The 18,343-nt window shown below is 58.1% G+C and carries 11 protein-coding genes; 7 read left to right on the top strand and 4 right to left on the bottom strand.

What is annotated here, in order from left to right; all coding sequences use genetic code 11:
• The first annotated feature begins 303 nt into the window (after nucleotides 1-303).
• From A4E19_14410 to A4E19_14385, 6 genes are all read left to right on the top strand, one after another.
• On the top strand, nucleotides 304-3,906 hold the full coding sequence (locus A4E19_14410) for a hypothetical protein (GenBank protein OQW37344.1): 3,603 nt from the start codon (nucleotides 304-306) through the stop codon (nucleotides 3,904-3,906).
• 137 nt (nucleotides 3,907-4,043) lie between these two features.
• Nucleotides 4,044-4,709, top strand: a complete 666-nt coding sequence (locus A4E19_14405; GenBank protein OQW37343.1) for a hypothetical protein — start codon at nucleotides 4,044-4,046, stop codon at nucleotides 4,707-4,709.
• 152 nt (nucleotides 4,710-4,861) lie between these two features.
• Nucleotides 4,862-10,933 carry a hybrid sensor histidine kinase/response regulator gene (locus tag A4E19_14400; protein ID OQW37342.1) on the top strand — a complete coding sequence of 2,024 codons (6,072 nt, stop codon included), beginning with the start codon at nucleotides 4,862-4,864 and terminating at the stop codon, nucleotides 10,931-10,933.
• A gap of 19 nt (nucleotides 10,934-10,952) precedes the next feature.
• Nucleotides 10,953-12,926: a hypothetical protein gene (locus A4E19_14395; GenBank protein OQW37341.1), complete on the top strand. Its 1,974-nt coding sequence runs from the start codon at nucleotides 10,953-10,955 to the stop codon at nucleotides 12,924-12,926.
• Nucleotides 12,883-13,323 (top strand): two-component system response regulator, encoded by a 441-nt coding sequence (locus A4E19_14390; GenBank protein OQW37358.1) that lies wholly within the window; start codon nucleotides 12,883-12,885, stop codon nucleotides 13,321-13,323. Before A4E19_14395 ends, A4E19_14390 begins: the two co-directional genes overlap by 44 nt.
• Nucleotides 13,323-14,954, top strand: a complete 1,632-nt coding sequence (locus A4E19_14385) for a hypothetical protein (protein OQW37340.1) — start codon at nucleotides 13,323-13,325, stop codon at nucleotides 14,952-14,954. Before A4E19_14390 ends, A4E19_14385 begins: the two co-directional genes overlap by 1 nt.
• 59 nt (nucleotides 14,955-15,013) lie before the next feature.
• On the opposite strand, the gene A4E19_14380 is transcribed toward A4E19_14385, so the two are convergent.
• The 4 genes from A4E19_14380 to A4E19_14365 all read right to left on the bottom strand — a co-directional run bounded on the left by A4E19_14380 (nucleotide 15,014) and on the right by A4E19_14365 (nucleotide 17,974).
• The gene (locus tag A4E19_14380) at nucleotides 15,014-15,637 is read right to left on the bottom strand and encodes a hypothetical protein (protein OQW37339.1); all 624 of its coding nucleotides are present in this window, start codon (nucleotides 15,635-15,637) and stop codon (nucleotides 15,014-15,016) included.
• A 37-nt stretch (nucleotides 15,638-15,674) separates the two neighbouring features.
• The gene (locus tag A4E19_14375) at nucleotides 15,675-16,529 is read right to left on the bottom strand and encodes an NAD(P)-dependent oxidoreductase (GenBank protein OQW37338.1); all 855 of its coding nucleotides are present in this window, start codon (nucleotides 16,527-16,529) and stop codon (nucleotides 15,675-15,677) included.
• Between the two features lie 14 nt (nucleotides 16,530-16,543).
• Nucleotides 16,544-17,428 carry an MBL fold metallo-hydrolase gene (locus tag A4E19_14370; protein OQW37337.1) on the bottom strand — a complete coding sequence of 295 codons (885 nt, stop codon included), beginning with the start codon at nucleotides 17,426-17,428 and terminating at the stop codon, nucleotides 16,544-16,546.
• An 81-nt stretch (nucleotides 17,429-17,509) separates the two neighbouring features.
• Nucleotides 17,510-17,974: a hypothetical protein gene (locus tag A4E19_14365; GenBank protein ID OQW37336.1), complete on the bottom strand. Its 465-nt coding sequence runs from the start codon at nucleotides 17,972-17,974 to the stop codon at nucleotides 17,510-17,512.
• Between the two features lie 69 nt (nucleotides 17,975-18,043).
• Here A4E19_14365 and A4E19_14360 point away from each other — a divergent pair, with 69 nt between their 5' ends.
• Nucleotides 18,044-18,298, top strand: a complete 255-nt coding sequence (locus tag A4E19_14360; GenBank protein OQW37335.1) for a hypothetical protein — start codon at nucleotides 18,044-18,046, stop codon at nucleotides 18,296-18,298.
• Nucleotides 18,299-18,343 lie beyond the last annotated feature (45 nt).

Raw genomic sequence — 18,343 nt, 5'->3', positions numbered from 1 at the left:
GAGCGCCCGCATCAAGCGTTGGGCTATCGAAGCCTCGTCCAATATCGGGCGCAACAAGTAACTCAGGTGGCTTGATTTCAGGGAAGCACTACAGGACGTCGTACGTAATAAGAGAATAAGCCGTGGTTCGTAAGAAGAATATGTTTAGCAGGGGATGTCCCTAGCTTATTTCAGCATTGCTTTTCATTAGAAAGGTGTTCTAAACATTTCCATCTCATCGCTTCGAACGCAGGGGATCGCACGGCCAGGCCGAAGATGCCTATGCACGTAGCTCATACCTCCTTTTCCTAGCAGGAACATACAATGGGTCGGGATCGGCAGAACGCCTTGATTTTGATCGTCGACGATGCCGAGCCGGTTCGTTACGCCCGCCGCCGGATACTCAGTCAAGTCGGCTATCAGATTATTGAAGCCTCCACCGGGGAAGAGGCGCTGATCTTGGCTGTCTCACATCAACCGGACTTGATCGTGCTCGATGTCAGTTTGCCCGGCATCGACGGCGTCGAAGTCTGCCGGAGACTGAAGGCTGACTACGAGACCATTCCCATCATGGTGATGCAGGTCTCCGCTGCACGCACCTCAAAGTTGGATCTTGCGGCGGGACTCGATGGCGGTGCCGATGGTTATCTTATCGAGCCTATCGATCCGCTGGAATTGCTGGCGACCGTGAAGGCCCTGTTGCGGCTGTTGGACCGTGAGAAACGATTACGCCGGACGGAGCAGCAGTTTGCCGAGGCCACGAGCGCGGCGGACTGCGGGCTGTGGGACTGGGACATCGCCAACGGTACGCTGCAATGGTTCGGCGCGCACGAACGGCTGGCCGGCATGGTGCCGGGCGGGTTCAGCGGAAAAATCGACGCATTCTCGGAGATCCTCCATCCGGACGATCGTCCGAGAGTATGGAATAACGTTCAAAGCTTAATGGCCGCTCGCAAAGAATCTTACTCGGACGACTACCGATTCGTCCATCCGGACGGTAGCGTCCATTGGATGACGGCCAAAGGCCGGTTCTTCTATGACGAGGCCGGCCATGCCGTGCGCATGACGGGGGTGGTGCAAGACATCACCCCGCGGAAGCAGGCGGAAGACAAGCTCGCGCAATACCGGATGATCATGACCGCCGCTACCGACGGTATCGCCATCATCGACCCGAATGCCAAGTACGTCGAACAAAACCTTGCCCATCGCACCATCCTGGGATATGCGGACGAAGATCTGATCGGAAAAACTCCGGCCATTCATGTGGGAGAAGAAGTTTTCCAAAGAATTGTCAGAGAGTTGATCGATACCAGGCGGTTTCAAGGAGATGTTCGCTCTCGCCGCAAAGACGGCCAATGGGTGGATATCGCCCTGTCGGCCTTCGGCATCTACGACGACAAAGGAGAAGTGCTTTGTTACGTGGGTATGAAGCGGGACATCACCGAACGGAAACGGCACGAGGCAGCGCTGAAGGAAAGTGAGGAACGGTTCCGTGTGTTGGCTGATCAATCACCTGAACCGATCTGGGTCACCAACCTTGAGGGTCTGGAATTCGTGAACGCTGCCTATTGCAGATTCTTCGGGGTGACGACCGAAGAAGTGCGCGGGCCAAAGTGGGAACTCCTCGTCCATCCAGAGGACTCAGACCGCTATATCGGTGACTATCTTAAGGCCATACGCGAACAGGCTCCCTTCCGTTCTCAGGCACGAGTGCGAACCGCGGATGGGACCTGGCGTTGGATTGATTCGCGCGGAGCGCCCCGCTTTTCGGCGACGGGAGATTTTCTCGGTCATGTCGGCAGTAGTCCAGACATCACGGCGATCAAAGAAGCGGAAGTGGCTGTGCGTGAGAGTGAGGCGCGGTTCCGGTCGTTGGTAGAAACCGTCGGTGATGTGTTTTGGATCTCCGATCCTGAGAGCCGCAAGCTGATGTATGCGAGCCCGGCCTTTATCGAGATCTGGGGACGTGACCTCGGAGCCCTCTATGAACAGTTTGCCGTCTGGATCGACGCGATTCATCCGGACGACCAGGAGCGCGTACGGACCCATTTCTTTCGGGACATCTATGCCGGAACCTACGATGAAGAATATCGAATCATCAGACCGGATGGGACAGTCCGCTGGGTACGTGACCGCGGCAAACCCCTTGGCATCGGGAAGTTAGTCGCGGGTGTGGCTGAAGATTTCACCGAGCGCAAACAGGCCGAAGAGACGGTTCAACAACGGACTCGGCAACTCGATCTGCTGGCTCGTACCTCACGACATTTGATTCTTAGCGAAGACCCTCAGGAGCTGCTCGAAAACATCTTTGTCGAGATCGCCGAGCTGATCGACATGGAGATGTTTTACCATTATCGACTGGACAATGAATCCCCTCTCTTGCGGCTTCGCACCTCGGGCGGGATCACCGAGCAAGAACGCAACCTCTTCGCCACCATGCGATTCGGGGAGCTCATGTGCGGACGAGTCGCGGAATCGCGTCAGCTGCTGCTTGTCGAGGATTTACAGCATTCCCACCATCCCGGCTGCGAAATACTTCATGCGGCCGGCGCCACCAGTTATGCCGGCTTCCCTCTATTGGCGCGGGGACAGCTGCTGGGGACGGTGGCCTTCGTGTCACGCCGTCGTGTCCGTTTTCGCGACGGTGATATGCAGATGGTGCAAGCCATTTGCGATCTCATCGCGACAACTCTTGACCGGGCCCGATTGATGAACGACTTGCGTGCCTCGAATGAGACGCTTCGCGACAGCGAGGAGCAGTTGCGCCGATGGAAGGACGAGCTGGAAATCCGTGTGCGGGAGCGGACGAGTGAATTGCTGATGACACAAGAACGGTTGATGGCGGTCACCTCGCAATTGAGCCTCACTGAGCAACGCGAACGCCGCAAACTGGCACGGGACCTCCATGACTACCTCGCCCAGATGTTGGTCGTGGGGGAAATGAAAACCAAGATGCTCAAGAAACAAGGGCCGCCCTCACCGGCCGGCGTGACGCTGGTGGACGACTTGGACCAGGTGTTTCAACAGGCGTTGAACTATACCCGCACCCTCATCGCCGAGCTGAGTCCGCCGTCGCTTCAAGACTCCGGTTTGCCGGCCGCACTTACGTGGCTTGGGGAGCGATTTCAAAAGGACGGATTGAGGGTGGACGTGAAGGCCGATTGTGCGTCCGTGCCGTTGCCGGAAGAAGAGGCGGTGGTGGTGTTCCAAGCGGTGCGCGAGCTGTTGTTCAACGTGTTGAAACATGCGGGCGTCGATCAGGCGACGGTGGTCGTGACGCTGGACGACGAGCAATTGCGTGTGGCGGTTGAGGACAAAGGCAAGGGACTGAAGCCCGATGCCTCGCAACGATCCGTTGAGCCAGGCCATCTTGGGCTCGTCAGTGTCAAGGAACGGTTCCGCGCGATGGACGGCCGAGTCGAGGTCGTATCAGAGCTAGGACGTGGTACGACGGTCACGCTCGTATTACCTCTCCGAAAAACCGGAATAGGTAAGGCGTTAAGGGGGGAAGGATCTTCGGACGCCTCGCGCGTCATGCCTCGCGTCTTACCTGTCCGCGTTCTTCTGGTGGACGATCACAACCTCGTGCGTCAAGGGGTGAGGGACCTGCTGGCGGCCGACGACCGCATTCGTGTGGTCGGCGAGGCACGCACCGGCGAAGAAGCTCTGATACTGGCGGCCAACCTCGCTCCCGACGTGATCCTCACCGACATCAATCTCCCCGACATAAGCGGCATCGAAACGACGAAGCGGTTCAAGAGGCTGCATCCCCAGGTGGCGGTGATTGGGTTCTCAGTGCATGCGGACGAATTGACAAGAAACGAGATGATTGCGGTCGGTGCCGAGACGCTCTTGACCAAGGGATGCCTCCCCGAGGAACTCACTGCGGCGATCGTCGCGTGCAACTCGCAACGGTTACGCGCTTAAACGCCGAACCAGGGCCTTACCCGCCCTCCTCCATCCATTTCTAGGGAGATGACCAGTCGCGTCTGTCGGCCGTTTGCATTATCCCTACGCCTTGACGAACTTCCTACATCAATTCCTATGTAAAAAAGGAGGCTATCATGGCGGATGTGGCAGTCAAAAAAGGCGGAGAGCAGAGCGGTCAACAGCAGGGTCAGGAGTCGCGCTCGTTCGGCATGCCCGCGTCCCGGGGGGAAGGAAGCGTAAGTCGCCACGGTTCATCATTGTTCTCTCTGACGCCGCGCGATTTCTTTTCCGCGAGTCCCTTTGAACTGATGCGCCGGTTCACGGAAGACATGGATCGGTTCTTCGAAGGCGCAGGATCCGGTGCGGGCTGGGGTTCTTCATCGACCGGTTTATGGTCGCCGCCGATCGAGGTGAAAGAGAAAGACGGACATTTGAGTATCTGCGCCGAGCTGCCCGGTCTTCGCAAAGAAGACATCAAGGTCCAACTTACCGAGGAGGGATTGACCATCAGCGGCGAGCGCAAACGGGAAGAGGAAGATCGGCAAGGCGGTATCTATCGATCCGAACGAAGCTACGGGGCCTTTGTCCGTACCATCCCGATCCCTGGCGATGCGGAAGTCGATCAAGCCCAGGCGACCTTTGAGAATGGAATTCTGACCGTGACGGTGCCGGTACCGGAGACGACGCAACGGCGGAAAGAGATTCCTATCGGTGGCGGTGAGGCGGGGCCGCAGACTGCCTCTTCACCGCGGGCTGAAAAGGGCGGTCCCTCTCAATCCGGCCAAAACAAAGCCGCGTGACGTGATACCTGCCACATAGAGGATCGTGGTTTCCTCGGAGCAGGTTGCTCTCCGGAAACCACGACTGCCTCCAAGTCCCCGGTTGGCGAGTGAGAACAGCATGCTGGGGATATCCCTAGTTTTCATTTGTCTTGCCCTCCACTACAACGCAGATGCTTCTTGAGGGACGAAATGTGAGCACTGCAGCGACCTCCGCAAAGCCCAGAAAAGATAGAGCGCCGAAAAGGAAGTCATCGGTGAGTCACTCCCTCGCTGAAGAAGTGCTGGATCCAAGGGTACTTTTGCAGGTCTTGAAGTCGGTGCGGAGGGGAGACTTCTCCGTACAGGTTCCCGTGGAGTGGACCGGCATCGGCGGGAAAATAGCCGACGAATTGAATGCCATTATCGAGCACAACGAAAAAATCATCGAGGAAATCAAACGGGTCAGTCATGTAGTGGGGAAAAAAGGTCGGCTGTCCGAACGCGTATCGATTCCGGACGCCACGGGAGCTTGGAAGTCCGAGATTGAAGCGTTCAACGGCCTCATCAACGACCTCGTGCGTCCCATGAACGACATGGCCCGCGTGATCGGCGGTGTCGCAAAAGGGGATCTGACGCAAACCGTCTCGCTGGAGACGGAAGATCATCATCTCAAGGGTGAATTCCTCACCACCGCACGAACCGTCAATGAAATGGTCCGCCAACTGGATGCCTTTGCCGCGGAAGTCACGCGGGTGGCGCGCGAGGTCGGGACCGAAGGGAAACTGGGCGGGCAGGCGGTCGTGCCGGGAGTCGCCGGAACGTGGAAGGATTTGACCGAAAACGTCAATTCCATGGCCAGCAACCTCACTAATCAGGTGAGAAATATCGCGGAAGTTACGATCGCAGTGGCGAACGGCGACCTCTCCAAAAAAATCACGGCCGACGTACGGGGAGAGATTCTCCAGCTCAAAGAAGCGATCAATACGATGGTGGACCAGTTGCGAAGCTTCGGGGCGGAGGTCACGCGGGTGGCGCGCGAGGTCGGGACCGAAGGAAAACTGGGCGGACAGGCGGTCGTGCCGGGAGTCGCCGGGACCTGGAAGGACCTCACCGACAGCGTCAATGCGATGGCCAGCAATCTGACCGGCCAAGTGCGCAACATCGCGGATGTGACCACCGCTGTGGCGAACGGCGACCTCTCCAAAAAGATCACGGTCGACGTGCGGGGAGAGATTCTCCAGCTCAAAGACACCATCAATACGATGGTAGATCAATTACGAAGTTTTGCCGCGGAAGTCACGCGGGTGGCGCGCGAGGTCGGGACCGAAGGGAAACTGGGCGGGCAGGCGGTCGTGCCGGGAGTCGCCGGAACGTGGAAGGATTTGACCGAAAACGTCAATTCCATGGCCAGCAACCTGACCAACCAAGTACGCAACATCGCGGACGTGACCACCGCCGTGGCGAACGGCGACCTCTCCAAAAAGATCACGGCCGACGTACGGGGAGAGATTCTCCAGCTCAAAGAAGCGATCAATACGATGGTGGACCAGTTGCGAAGCTTCGGGGCGGAAGTCACGCGGGTGGCGCGCGAGGTCGGGACCGAAGGAAAACTGGGCGGACAGGCGGTCGTGCCGGGAGTCGCCGGGACCTGGAAGGACCTCACCGACAGCGTCAATTCGATGGCCAGCAACCTGACCGGCCAAGTGCGCAACATCGCGGACGTGACGATTGCCGTGGCGAACGGGGACCTGTCCAAAAAGATCACGGTGGATGTCCATGGCGAAATCCTGCAGCTGAAAGAGGCCATCAACACGATGGTGGACCAGTTGCGAAGCTTCGCGGCGGAGGTCACCCGCGTGGCGCGAGAAGTGGGAACGGAAGGCAAGCTGGGAGGGCAGGCGCAAGTCGGCGATGTGAGCGGCGTCTGGAAGGATTTGACCGACAGTGTCAATTCGATGGCCAGCAACCTGACCGGCCAAGTGCGCAACATCGCCGAGGTGACCATTGCCGTGGCCAAGGGGGATTTGTCGAAAAAAATCACGGTGGATGTCCACGGTGAAATTCTCCAGCTCAAGGATACGATCAACACGATGGTGGACCAGTTGCGAAGCTTCGCGGCGGAGGTCACCCGCGTGGCGCGAGAAGTGGGGACGGAGGGCAAGCTGGGAGGGCAGGCGCAGGTTCGTGATGTGAGTGGTGTGTGGAAGGATTTGACCGAAAGCGTCAACCTCATGGCCGGCAACCTCACCGCCCAGGTCAGAAATATCGCGGATGTGACGATCGCCGTGGCGAACGGGGATCTGTCCAAAAAGATCACGGTCGATGTGCGCGGCGAAATCCTGCAGCTGAAAGAGGCCATCAACACGATGGTGGATCAGCTCCGCAGTTTTGCCGCGGAAGTCACCCGAGTCGCTCGGGAAGTGGGGACGGAAGGCAAGCTCGGCGGCCAAGCCGCCGTCCCAGGTGTGGCCGGGACTTGGAAGGACCTGACCGACAGCGTCAATTCGATGGCCAGCAACCTGACCGGCCAAGTGCGGAACATCGCCGAGGTGACCACCGCCGTGGCGAACGGCGATCTCTCGAAGAAGATCACGGTGGATGTCCATGGTGAAATACTCCAATTGAAGGACACCATCAATACGATGGTGGATCAATTGAACGCCTTCGCCGCGGAGGTCACCCGGGTGGCCCGTGAGGTGGGAACCGATGGCAAGCTCGGCGGCCAAGCCGCCGTTCCCGGTGTGGCCGGGACTTGGAAGGACCTGACCGACAGCGTCAATTCGATGGCCAGCAACCTGACCGGCCAAGTGCGGAACATCGCCGATGTCACCTTTGCCGTCGCCAGCGGTGATTTGTCCAAAAAGATCACGGCCGACGTGCGGGGAGAGATCCTCCAGCTCAAAGAGGCGATCAATACGATGGTGGACCAGTTGCGAAGCTTCGGAGCGGAAGTCACCCGAGTGGCCCGGGAAGTGGGGACGGAGGGCAAACTGGGCGGGCAGGCGGTCGTGCCGGGGGTCGCGGGAACGTGGAAGGATCTCACCGATAACGTCAATGCGATGGCGAGTAATCTGACGGTTCAACTGCGGGACATGTCCAAAGTGGCCACGGCGATCGCGAACGGCGATCTGACCCGCAAGGTCACGGTCGAGGTGCGAGGGGAAATCCTCCAGATCAAAGACGTCATCAATCGAATGGTGGACCAGCTCGGCGGATTCGCGTCGGAAGTCACCCGCGTGGCCCGCGAAGTAGGAACGGAAGGCAAGTTGGGCGGGCAAGCCGCAGTTCCCGGCGTGGCCGGGACATGGAAAGACCTCACGGAGAGCGTCAATCTTCTCGCCGCCAACCTGACGACGCAGGTTCGTGCCATCGCCGAAGTCGCGACTGCGGTGACGCAAGGGGACTTAAGCCGCTCCATCCAGGTGCAGGCTCGCGGAGAAGTGGCGGAGTTGAAGGACAATATCAACGCGATGATTCGAACGCTTCGCGCCACCACCGATCAGAACACGGAGCAGGATTGGCTGAAAACCAACCTGGCCAAGTTTAGCCGTATGATGCAAGGCCAGCGGGATCTGGTGACGGTGGGAGAGATGTTGTTGTCGGAGTTGACTCAGCTCGTCAACGCCCAGTACGGAGTCGTCTATCAAATGGAAACGATGGACGGCACGGCGGTCCTGAAGCCGTTGGCCAGTTATGCATCCGATCAGCCGCTTCATGTGAGCCGCAACATTCCTCTGGGGAACGGCCTGGTCGGCCAGTGCGCCCAGGAAAAGCGTCGACTGCTGCTGACGGACATTCCCTCCAACTACGTGACCATTCGCTCCGGCCTGGGAGAGGCGACGCCACGGATGCTGGTCGTGTTACCCGTCTTGTTCGAAGGACAGACCAAGGCGGTGATCGAGTTGGCGTCCCTGGCCGAATTTACCCCGACCCATATGGCGCTCATCGGGCAGCTGACGGAAACCATTGGGGTGGTCGTGAATACGATCGAAGCGACGATGAGAACCGAGGGATTGCTGCAGCAATCCCAAAAGTTGGCCGGCGAGCTGCAAACACAGCAACGGGAGCTTCAGCAAACCAACGAAGAATTGGCCAACAAAGCGCAACAGTTGGCGGAGCAGAATGCCGAAGTTGAACGAAAAAACCGCGAGATCGAACAAGCGAGGTTCGCATTGGAGGAAAAAGCCGGCGAGCTCGCCCTCGCCTCCAAGTATAAGTCTGAATTCCTCGCCAATATGTCTCATGAGCTGAGAACTCCTCTCAACAGCATTCTCATCCTGGCGCAGCAGCTCGGCGACAACCCTGAGCGCAATCTCACTCCCAAACAGGTGGAATTCTCCAAGAACATCCATGCAGCCGGCGCGGATCTGCTCAATTTGATCAGCGACATTCTCGATCTTTCCAAGATCGAATCGGGCACCGTCACGGTGGAGCCTGAACAGGTTCCGTTCCTGAGAGTTCGCGAAGCGGCGGAGCGGGGCTTCCGGCACGTCGCCGATTCCCGGCATGTGGCGTTCAATGTCGAGATCGATGCGAGCCTTCCGAAAAGCATGGTCACCGACTTCAAGCGGTTGCAGCAAGTGTTGAAAAACCTATTGTCCAATGCCTTCAAATTTACCTCGCAAGGACACGTGACATTCCGAATCAGACGAGCGATGACGGGATGGAGTTTGGACCACCCTATCCTCGCGACCGTTCCTTCCGTGATCGCGTTCGAGGTGCAGGACACGGGCATCGGCATCCCGCAAGAAAAACAAAAGATCGTGTTCGAAGCGTTTCAACAAGCCGAAGCCGGGACGAGCCGGAGATACGGCGGAACCGGTCTTGGCCTCGCCATCAGCCGGGAATTGGCCATGCTCTTGGGGGGAGAAATCCGACTCACCAGCGTGCCCGATGAAGGCAGCACGTTTACGCTGTATCTACCCGAGACGTATATGGGAGACACAGTCGGCACCGTGCATGGGGATTCACGAACGAAGGGAGTGGCTTCCTCCCTGGTCCAACAAGTGTTGGTCCAACAAGCCGAGCGATTCGACGATGTTCCCGACGACCGCGAGACACTGGTTCCCGGCGAACCCGCCATCTTGATCGTGGAAGACGATCCCCACTATGCGAGAGTGCTGCTTGGGTTGGTCCGCGAGAAAGGCTTCAAAGGTATCGTGACCGCGCATGGACGGCTGGCGCTTTCACTGGCTCGTCAATACAGCCCGCTCGCCATTACGCTCGATATCTTTCTCCCGGACATGTTGGGATGGACGGTGTTGAGCCATCTGAAACAGGATCCGGAGACGCGCCACATCCCGGTTCAGATCCTGACCGTCGAGGAAGAACGGGTACACGGCCTCGGCCACGGGGCATACGCTTATATTATGAAGCCGGCGACGACTCAAGAGTTGGGAGAGGCCTTGGATCGATTGACGGCATTCACGCAACCACGCCGCAAGCAATTGTTGTTGGTTGAAGACAATGACGTCGAACGTCACAGTTTGACCATGCTGCTCGGACATCACGACGTGGACATTACGGCGGCTGGGGATGGCGCCCACGCGTGGCGGCTTCTCACGCAGCAACCGTTCGACTGCGTCGTGCTTGATTTGCGCCTGCCGGACATGTCCGGATTCGATATCCTTGAGCGCATTCGTCAAGACTCTTCGTTACAGGATTTGCCGGTCATCGTATTTACTGGTAAGGAGTTGACCGAAGAAGAGGAGTTGCGGCTCCGGCAACTCTCCCAGAGCATCGTCCTCAAGGGCGTGCAGTCGCCGGAACGGTTGTTGGACGAAGCCACGCTGTTCCTGCACCTACTCACGACACAATTGCCGCCGGAGAAAAAAGCGATGCTCGATCGGGTGCGCCGAAGCGACGACTCGCTCATCGGGAAGAAAATCCTGGTCGTAGACGATGACGTCCGCAATATCTTCGCCTTGACGAGCTTGCTCGAGCTACACGGCATGGTCGTGACAAGTTGTGAAACAGGGCAGGAAGCCATCCAACGAGTCGAGTCGGACCCCGATCTCGATATGGTGCTCATGGATATCATGATGCCCGAAATGGACGGTTATGAAACGATGCGGAGGATTCGTGGGAATCCGGTCCATCGGCTGCTCCCGATCTTGGCCTTGACGGCCAAGGCCATGAAGGGAGATCGCGAACGATGTCTGCAGGCCGGTGCTTCCGATTACATCGCCAAGCCGGTCAATACGGAAGAGCTCCTCTCTCTCATGCGCATCTGGCTCTTTGGAAAGAAGACGGTACGGCGCTGACAGTCGGCATGTATCAAAAATGTTGGTGAACGCCTCCATGAAAACGGTCGTCTCGCCCAAGGACATGCCGGACATTTCCGCGCTCACGGCGATTCCGGCGCCTATTCTGCTCGTCGATGACGATCCGAACATTCTGATCGCCATGAAGGCCCTCCTTGAGGGACCCGGTCGTATGGTCCTGACGGCGCAGACCGGCCAGGACGCGTTACGTCATCTGTTACGCCATGATTGTGCGGTCATTATTTTGGACGTGCGGATGCCACACATGGACGGTTTGGAGTTGGCGCAATTGATCCGCCAACGGGACCGTTCCCGCTTCACACCGATCATCTTTCTCTCGGGTGTGGACACCATGGAGGCAGACGTCGTGCGGGGACTTTCAAGCGGAGCCGTTGACTATCTCGTCAAGCCCGTCATGTCCGATGTTCTGCGGCATAAAGTAAACGCATTCGTGGAATTGTTCCAACTTCGAGAATGGGCCAAGCAACAGGCCCGGCGGCAGAGTGAGGAGCGATTCCGGCTGTTGGTCGAAGGAATAGAAGATTATGCGATTTTCTTGCTGGATGCCGACGGCAAGATCACCACCTGGAACAGCGGGGCGCAGCGTCTGACGGGATATGCCGGTGAAGAAATCATCGGCCGGCCCTACGCATGCTTGTATCCTCCCGCGGCTTCGGACCAAGCGGAGACTGATTTGCATCAGGCGCTGGAGACGGCGGCGGGACAAGCGGCTCGGACCGAGATCGACCGGCAGATGATGAAAAAATGCGGCGTACGGTTCGTCGCCAACGTGATGATCACGGCATTGCGCAACGAAAAGGCGACATTGCACGCGCATGCCGTCGTTATCCGCGATGTAACGGAGCGAAAGTGCGCCGAACAGGCCACGGCCTATCTTGCCGCCATCGTCACATCATCGACCGATGCCATCCTCAGCAAGAGTCTTGATGGGACCATCATGACGTGGAACGGCGGGGCCGAACGTCTGTTCGGATACAAGGCCGAAGAAATCATCGGGCAACCCGTGACGACTCTTCTGTTTCCGGATCGTGTGCAGGAAGAAGAGCAGATTTTGGCCCGTGTCCGCATGGGCGAACGCATCGAGCAGCGCGAAACCGTGCGGCGGCACAAAAACGGGCATTCCATAGACGTGTCGCTGACGTTGTCGCCCATTACGGACGCGTCCGGAACGATTCTCGGTATTTCGTCCATCGCTCACGATATCACCGAACACAAGCAAAACGAGCGCGCGCTACGGGAGGCCAATAAGGAATTGGAGGCATTCAGCTATTCCGTCTCGCACGATCTCCGCGCACCGTTGCGGTCGATCGACGGATTCGCCAAGGTGCTGGTCGAAGACTTCGGACCGTCGCTTCCGCCCGAAGCACGGCGATATGTGAACATCATCCAGAAGAGCGCGGGGCGCATGGGTGAGCTCATCGACGACCTGCTGGAGTTTTCCAGGCTGTCGCGGTCGACGCTCAACCGACAGACGGTGGATATCAAGCGGGTTATCCGTGAAGCGTGGCTGGAACTGCGGCGGCAGGATCACGAGCGTGAGGCGGAGCTGATCGTGGAAGACGTGCCGAAATGTTTGGCCGATCGTCGGCTGATCAAGCAGGTATGGACCAACCTCCTCTCCAACGCATTGAAATATTCCCGTCCTCGTCCGCGGTCCCTGATCGAGATCGGATGGCATGAAGACACACAGCAGCCCGGCAGCGTGGTGTATTGGATTCGAGACAATGGGGTGGGATTCGATCAACAGTATGCCGGCAAACTGTTCGGCGTCTTCCAGCGGCTGCATCGGGCGGAGGAGTTCGAGGGGACCGGCGTGGGGCTCGCGCTCGTCCACCGAATCGTCCAGCGCCACGGAGGACGGGTATGGGCCGAAGGACGATTAAACGAAGGAGCGATCTTCTATTTCACGCTCGAGAGGGACCATGAGCATGACCGTGCCGGAACACATCTCAGTCTTGCTGGTCGAGGATAATGAGAGTGACATTGAATTGACCTTGCGTGTGTTCAGACAGTATCACCTTGCCAACCATATTCATGTGGTGCGGGACGGGGCGGAAGCGTTGGACTGTCTGTTCGGCGGGGGGGAGTATGTCGAGTACAGCCCGTGCGACCAGACGAAATTGATTCTGTTGGATCTCAAACTTCCGAAAGTCGACGGGCTGGAAGTGCTCCGCCGCTGCAAGAGCGACGACCGAACGAGATCCATTCCCGTCGTCGTGTTGACGTCGTCGCGGGAAGAACAGGACGTCGTCGAGAGCTACAAGCTGGGCGTCAACAGCTATATCGTGAAGCCGGTGGACTTTCATCAATTCGTCGAGGCCGTGAAACAGTTGAACCTGTACTGGCTTGTCATGAATCAGTCGCCTTGATGAGCACGAGAGATCAATTGGCATATGCGGAGGGTCGTATGGCACAGCCGTTGCGCGTCTTGCTGTTGGAAGATCTGGACACGGATGCAGAATTGATGGTGCGGGAGCTGAAACGTGCCGGGTTCGACCCCGTCTGGGATCGGGTGGATACGGAGGAAGAGTTTCTTAAGCGTCTCGATCGGCCGTATGAGCTGATACTTTCCGACAATACGATGCCGAGTTTCGACGCATTAGGAGCCCTCATGCATCTACAGAGGCGCCGGCTGGATATTCCCTTTGTCATCGTGTCGGGCTCCATCGGCGAAGAACAAGCCGTCGCCTTGTTGCATCATGGGGCCGCGGATTACATCATGAAGGATCGCATCGATCGGCTGGGTTCCGCCGTCAAACAGGCGCTCGAGCGGAAGCGATTGCGCGACGATAACCGCACCGCCCATGCCGCACTGGAGACGCGGACGAAAGAACTGATGCTGTCCCAAGAACGGTTGCGTGCCTTGGCGAGTGATCTGACGCTGACCGAACAGCGGGAGCGCCGCAAGCTGGCCAGCGACCTCCATGACTACCTCGCGCAGCTGTTGGTCGTGGGCCGGATGAAGCTCAGACGAGCCGCCGCGTCCACGAGTGAGCCATCGGGATCTCAACTGCTCCAGGAGTTGGACAATATTCTTCAAGACTCCTTGCAGTATACGCGGACGCTCATTGCGGATCTGGCCCCTCCTTCTTTGCAGGAATTCGGCTTGACACACGCGCTGCAATGGTTGTCCGAGAACATGCGCGCCCATGGGCTTGCGGTGGACGTTCAGGTCAAGGCGGATCGGATCAATTTGCCCGATGATCAGGCGATTTTGGTCTTTCAGTCCGTTCGGGAATTGCTGCTCAACGTCGTGAAACATGGGGGGACGAATCGCGCCGTGGTTGCAGTGGAGACCACCCCCACCGAACTGCGCATCACAGTCACCGATGACGGGCAGGGGTTTGACAGTGCTGCCGTGACCGCCCCCGACGCGGCGTCATCCAGGTTCGGCCTCTTCAGTATTCATGAGCGGATGAGCGCGATGGGAGGACGATTCGAGATTCACTCCACGCCGGGCCGGGGCACAAGAGCTTCCATCACCGTGCCTTATTGGCCCGAGCCGGCGGCGACACCGGAATCGCGCGGTTCACGCAGTGATGAACCACGAAGAAAGCAGGCCGCCGATTCCCTTACGGGGCCCGCTCCGCAGCACCCGCGCAAACCGGCGATCACTCGAGTCCTCCTGGTCGATGACCATGTGATGGTCCGTCATGGGATCAAAACCCTTTTGGACGGGCATGAGCGGTTTCAAGTGATCGGGGAAGCTTCCGATGGAAAGCAAGCCGTCGAGTTGACGGAACGATTGCAGCCGGACGTCGTGATCATGGACGTGAATCTTCCCGTGATGGACGGCGTGACTGCGACAAGCCACATCCATGAACATTTCCCTCAGATCGTCATCGTGGCCTTGTCCGTTCATGACGATCATCAGATCGTCAAAGCGATGATGAGTGCCGGAGCGGCGTCGTTCGTGTCGAAGGGATCCGTGACCGAAGAGCTGTACGAAGCGATCACTCGCGCGTTGCTCGACAAAGACCCGCTACCCAGCGTGTCCTAGCGGCGAGGAGTTGGGGCCACCGCACGGCCGGCCGTGCGGTGGCCGTCAGCGTGAGGCGTTCAGGCGGCTTCGGAAAGAAGCTCCTGTTTGCGTTGCTGCATTTGAGCGCCCAGCATCTTGATGTCCACGCTCAGCTGAGCCTGGGCGAACATTTCGTCCTCTTCCGCCGAAACATGGTCGGCCACCGCTTGCTGTAATTCGATCATGCCTTGACGAAAGTCCGGGCTCGACGCGTCTTTCTGCTTGAGCTGCGCGATCATGTCCCGTACCGCGCGATGTTCGTCATAGGCGGTGGCAATCATGTCGTCGGTGGCCTCATCCGGCGTGTCGGCGTCTTCTTCAAGGTCGACTTCCGTTGCATCCATCTCGGATGAATCCGACGTATCCGTTGAGTCCTCGCCTTCGTCCAAGTCTTCGCTGTCTTCGAGCAGCGCCGAATCGGCGGAGTCGCCTTGACTCTGAAGCGCCGGATAAAAGAGCTCTTCCTCCAAGGTGCTGTGCACCTCGAGCTCATGGAAAATCTGCTGGGCGACCTGCTGTCTTTTTCCACCGTCGGCGTCGAGGAATTGATCGAAGAGGGTTTCGACCCTCCGGTGATCCTCCTGCAAGAGCTGGATGGCGTCGGACGGCTTCTTTTTGGACGACGGCTTCGCTTTCGTTCGGTCTGAACCGCGCTTCGGCATGACAAGTCTCCTTTCGCGAATGATGGTTTGGAGTCGACTAACCGTTCACGACCGTTCCTCCGTTGGGATGCAGGACTTGTCCGGTCATATATGAGGCGTCTTCCGAGGCGAGGAAGACGTAACTCGGTGCCACCTCCTCAGGCTGGCCGGCACGTTTCAATGGTACGTCGGACCCGAATGTGGCCACCTTCTCCGGAGGAAATGTGGATGGAATCAAGGGAGTCCATATGGGTCCCGGAGCCACCGCGTTCACGCGGATCTTCCTTTCCGCCAATGCCATCGAGAGCGAACGGGTGAACGATACGATCGCACCCTTGGTGGACGAATAGTCGAGCAGTTGAGGACTTCCTTTATAGGCGGTCACCGACGTGGTGTTGATGATGCTCGCGCCCTCCGTCAGATGCGGCAATGCCGCCTGCGCCATGAAGAAATAGGAAAAGATATTGGTGCGAAACGTGCGTTCGAGCTGATCGGGTGTAATCTTGTCGAGACTGTCTTGAGGTTGCTGCTGAGCGGCATTGTTGATCAAGATATCGAGTCGCCCCAGCTCACGTAGCACCGTGCCGACCGCCTTCACGCAGTGCTCGTGGTCCCCGACGTCCCCCGGTATGAGGATGCAACGCCGACCCTCTTGTTCGACCAGACGCCGGGTTTCTTCCGCGTCTTTGTGTTCGTCGAGGTAGGCGACGGCGAGATCCGCTCCTTCACGGGCGAAGGCAATGGCGACTGCGCGCCCGATGCCGCTGTCGCCTCCCGTGATGACGGCGACCTTTTGGCTCAATTTTCCCTTGCCATGATGCTTTTGGTCTTCCGCTTTCGGCTTCGGAGTCATTTCGGACTCGAGGCCGGGTTGTCGGTGTTGTTGCTGAGGAGGTCGTTGTTGTTCCGGCATAAGCGCGATCTCCTTTACCTGGCTGGTTTCATGGGGTGCTCCCCGGAGACGGGAGTTTCAAAGACGTAGCTGTCACCGTGGTGAAGGTACCGGATTTCGGTGTCGAGGTTGGCCTGGCGAACCTCGGCTTGGAAATCCGAGAGAGGCGATTTGAATACCGTGTAATCGTTGAAGTGAATCGGAATGGCGACCGTCGGACGCAAGAGTTTCAACAAGCCCACGCCCTGTGCGCCGTCCATGGTGACAAGCAGCCCCAGCACCCGGGTTCCCCCCAAGTGGATCAACGCCTGATCGATGGACGTATAGCGGCGCACGACCTCCTCGAGCCGGCCATAGAGCAACGTATCCCCGCTGATGTACAACCGCAACAGCACGCGGTCCGCTTCCATGAATTCCAGCATGCTTCCCATGACCGGCGGTAATAAACGTGAAATCAGCCATGGACCATGGCGTCCAGGCATGCCGGCGATCGTGAGCCGCCGGTTGTCTCGAACGAACGAGGTCTTTGCCCAGGTCTCCAACCCGATGGTGCGGCGAAAGCCTTTTTTCCCCAAGGCCGCCGCCGCAGGCCTTGTCGTGACGATCGGCACCGTATGGTCGAGATCTCGCTCGACGCGCCGATCGAAATGATCTTCATGTAAATGCGACAAGAGGACCAGATCGATGGGAGGCAGGTCCGTCAAAGCCAGCGCGGGTTCGGTCAACCGTCGAGATCGGAGCCCATACCCGAGGTGGACATATTCCCCCCGATGCAAAAAGTTGGGATCGGTCAGAACGGTGAAACCGGCATAACGGATCAACACCGTGGCCGTTCCGATAAACTGAATGGATCCTTGGCGAATATCGGGGGATCCACCCAGCGAAGGAAGAGGCGTTTCGATCGTCTGTGACTGGGTCATGGGGAGTGAGTCTCCGAGGCAGGGGAACCTCTCCGCCTGCCTCAGTTCGTCGTTATCGAAGATTTACCACGCGACGAGGTACTACCGACTGCCACCGGCTCCCCCGGATGATCCCATGCCTCCTGAAGATCCCTTTCCTCCGGAGGATCGAGTTGAGTCGGAAGATCCTGCTCCGCCGGGAGAATCGTCGATCGTGCCGCTGAAGCCGGATCCTGATTTCTTCTGGTCGGTACTGAGGGGATCAACCTTACTGTCACTGGGGATTTCTCCTCTACCTCCGCGCGTCACGATACCGCCCGGGTTTTCCGGGGTGATCACCGATGAATCCTGCCCCATCTTGCCCGACGATTCATGACCCTGGTTCATGCTTCCGCTTGATCCACCGGTGCTGCCTGATCCGCCTCCTGATCCACTCCCCATTGCGCCGCTCGAGTGGGTTCCACTCTTTTGAGTTCCACTCTTGGATTGGTCCGCCTGAGATGTTCCTCCGCAGAGTAATATTCCACCGACAATCAGCGTGAAAGTGAGACTTCGTCGCATGTTCATACCCATCCTCCTTGTGAAGGTAATGTGTGAAGGGATTTGGAATTTCCAACAACGATTCATCTCCGGTGATTGCAAAATGCAGACCCCCTCTCTCTCAGTAGCGCGATCATGCCTTCTATTAAAAGAACAGAGAATTGTGTTGAGAAGGATCCCGCGGAGAGAAGAAACCCGGTTGGAGACCGCCATGACATCCAGACAGGATGTCTTGCCCCGGACAAGACATCCGTGGACCGGCACAACGATGCGAAACCGATCAGACAAAATGTCTTCTGTGGAAACGGGAAGGATGCGAAGCAAAAGACAGAGCAGGGAAGCAAGATGTGATGGCAAATCCGACACCAGAACAGCAGTGGGCATTTGATATGCATC

The organism is Nitrospira sp. SG-bin1, from assembly GCA_002083365.1.
Lineage (GTDB): Bacteria > Nitrospirota > Nitrospiria > Nitrospirales > Nitrospiraceae > Nitrospira_D.
The sequence above is the reverse complement of the archived record's forward strand: the minus strand, read 5'-3'. Positions and strand labels throughout refer to the sequence as shown.

Coding starts and splice junctions, on each gene's coding strand:
- A4E19_14410 (OQW37344.1), top strand. CDS start 304: ATGGGTCGGGATCGGCAGAACGCCTTGATTTTGATCGTCGACGATGCC.
- A4E19_14405 (OQW37343.1), top strand. CDS start 4,044: ATGGCGGATGTGGCAGTCAAAAAAGGCGGAGAGCAGAGCGGTCAACAG.
- A4E19_14400 (OQW37342.1), top strand. CDS start 4,862: ATGCTTCTTGAGGGACGAAATGTGAGCACTGCAGCGACCTCCGCAAAG.
- A4E19_14395 (OQW37341.1), top strand. CDS start 10,953: ATGTTGGTGAACGCCTCCATGAAAACGGTCGTCTCGCCCAAGGACATG.
- A4E19_14390 (OQW37358.1), top strand. CDS start 12,883: ATGACCGTGCCGGAACACATCTCAGTCTTGCTGGTCGAGGATAATGAG.
- A4E19_14385 (OQW37340.1), top strand. CDS start 13,323: ATGAGCACGAGAGATCAATTGGCATATGCGGAGGGTCGTATGGCACAG.
- A4E19_14380 (OQW37339.1), bottom strand. CDS start 15,637: ATGCCGAAGCGCGGTTCAGACCGAACGAAAGCGAAGCCGTCGTCCAAA.
- A4E19_14375 (OQW37338.1), bottom strand. CDS start 16,529: ATGCCGGAACAACAACGACCTCCTCAGCAACAACACCGACAACCCGGC.
- A4E19_14370 (OQW37337.1), bottom strand. CDS start 17,428: ATGACCCAGTCACAGACGATCGAAACGCCTCTTCCTTCGCTGGGTGGA.
- A4E19_14365 (OQW37336.1), bottom strand. CDS start 17,974: ATGAACATGCGACGAAGTCTCACTTTCACGCTGATTGTCGGTGGAATA.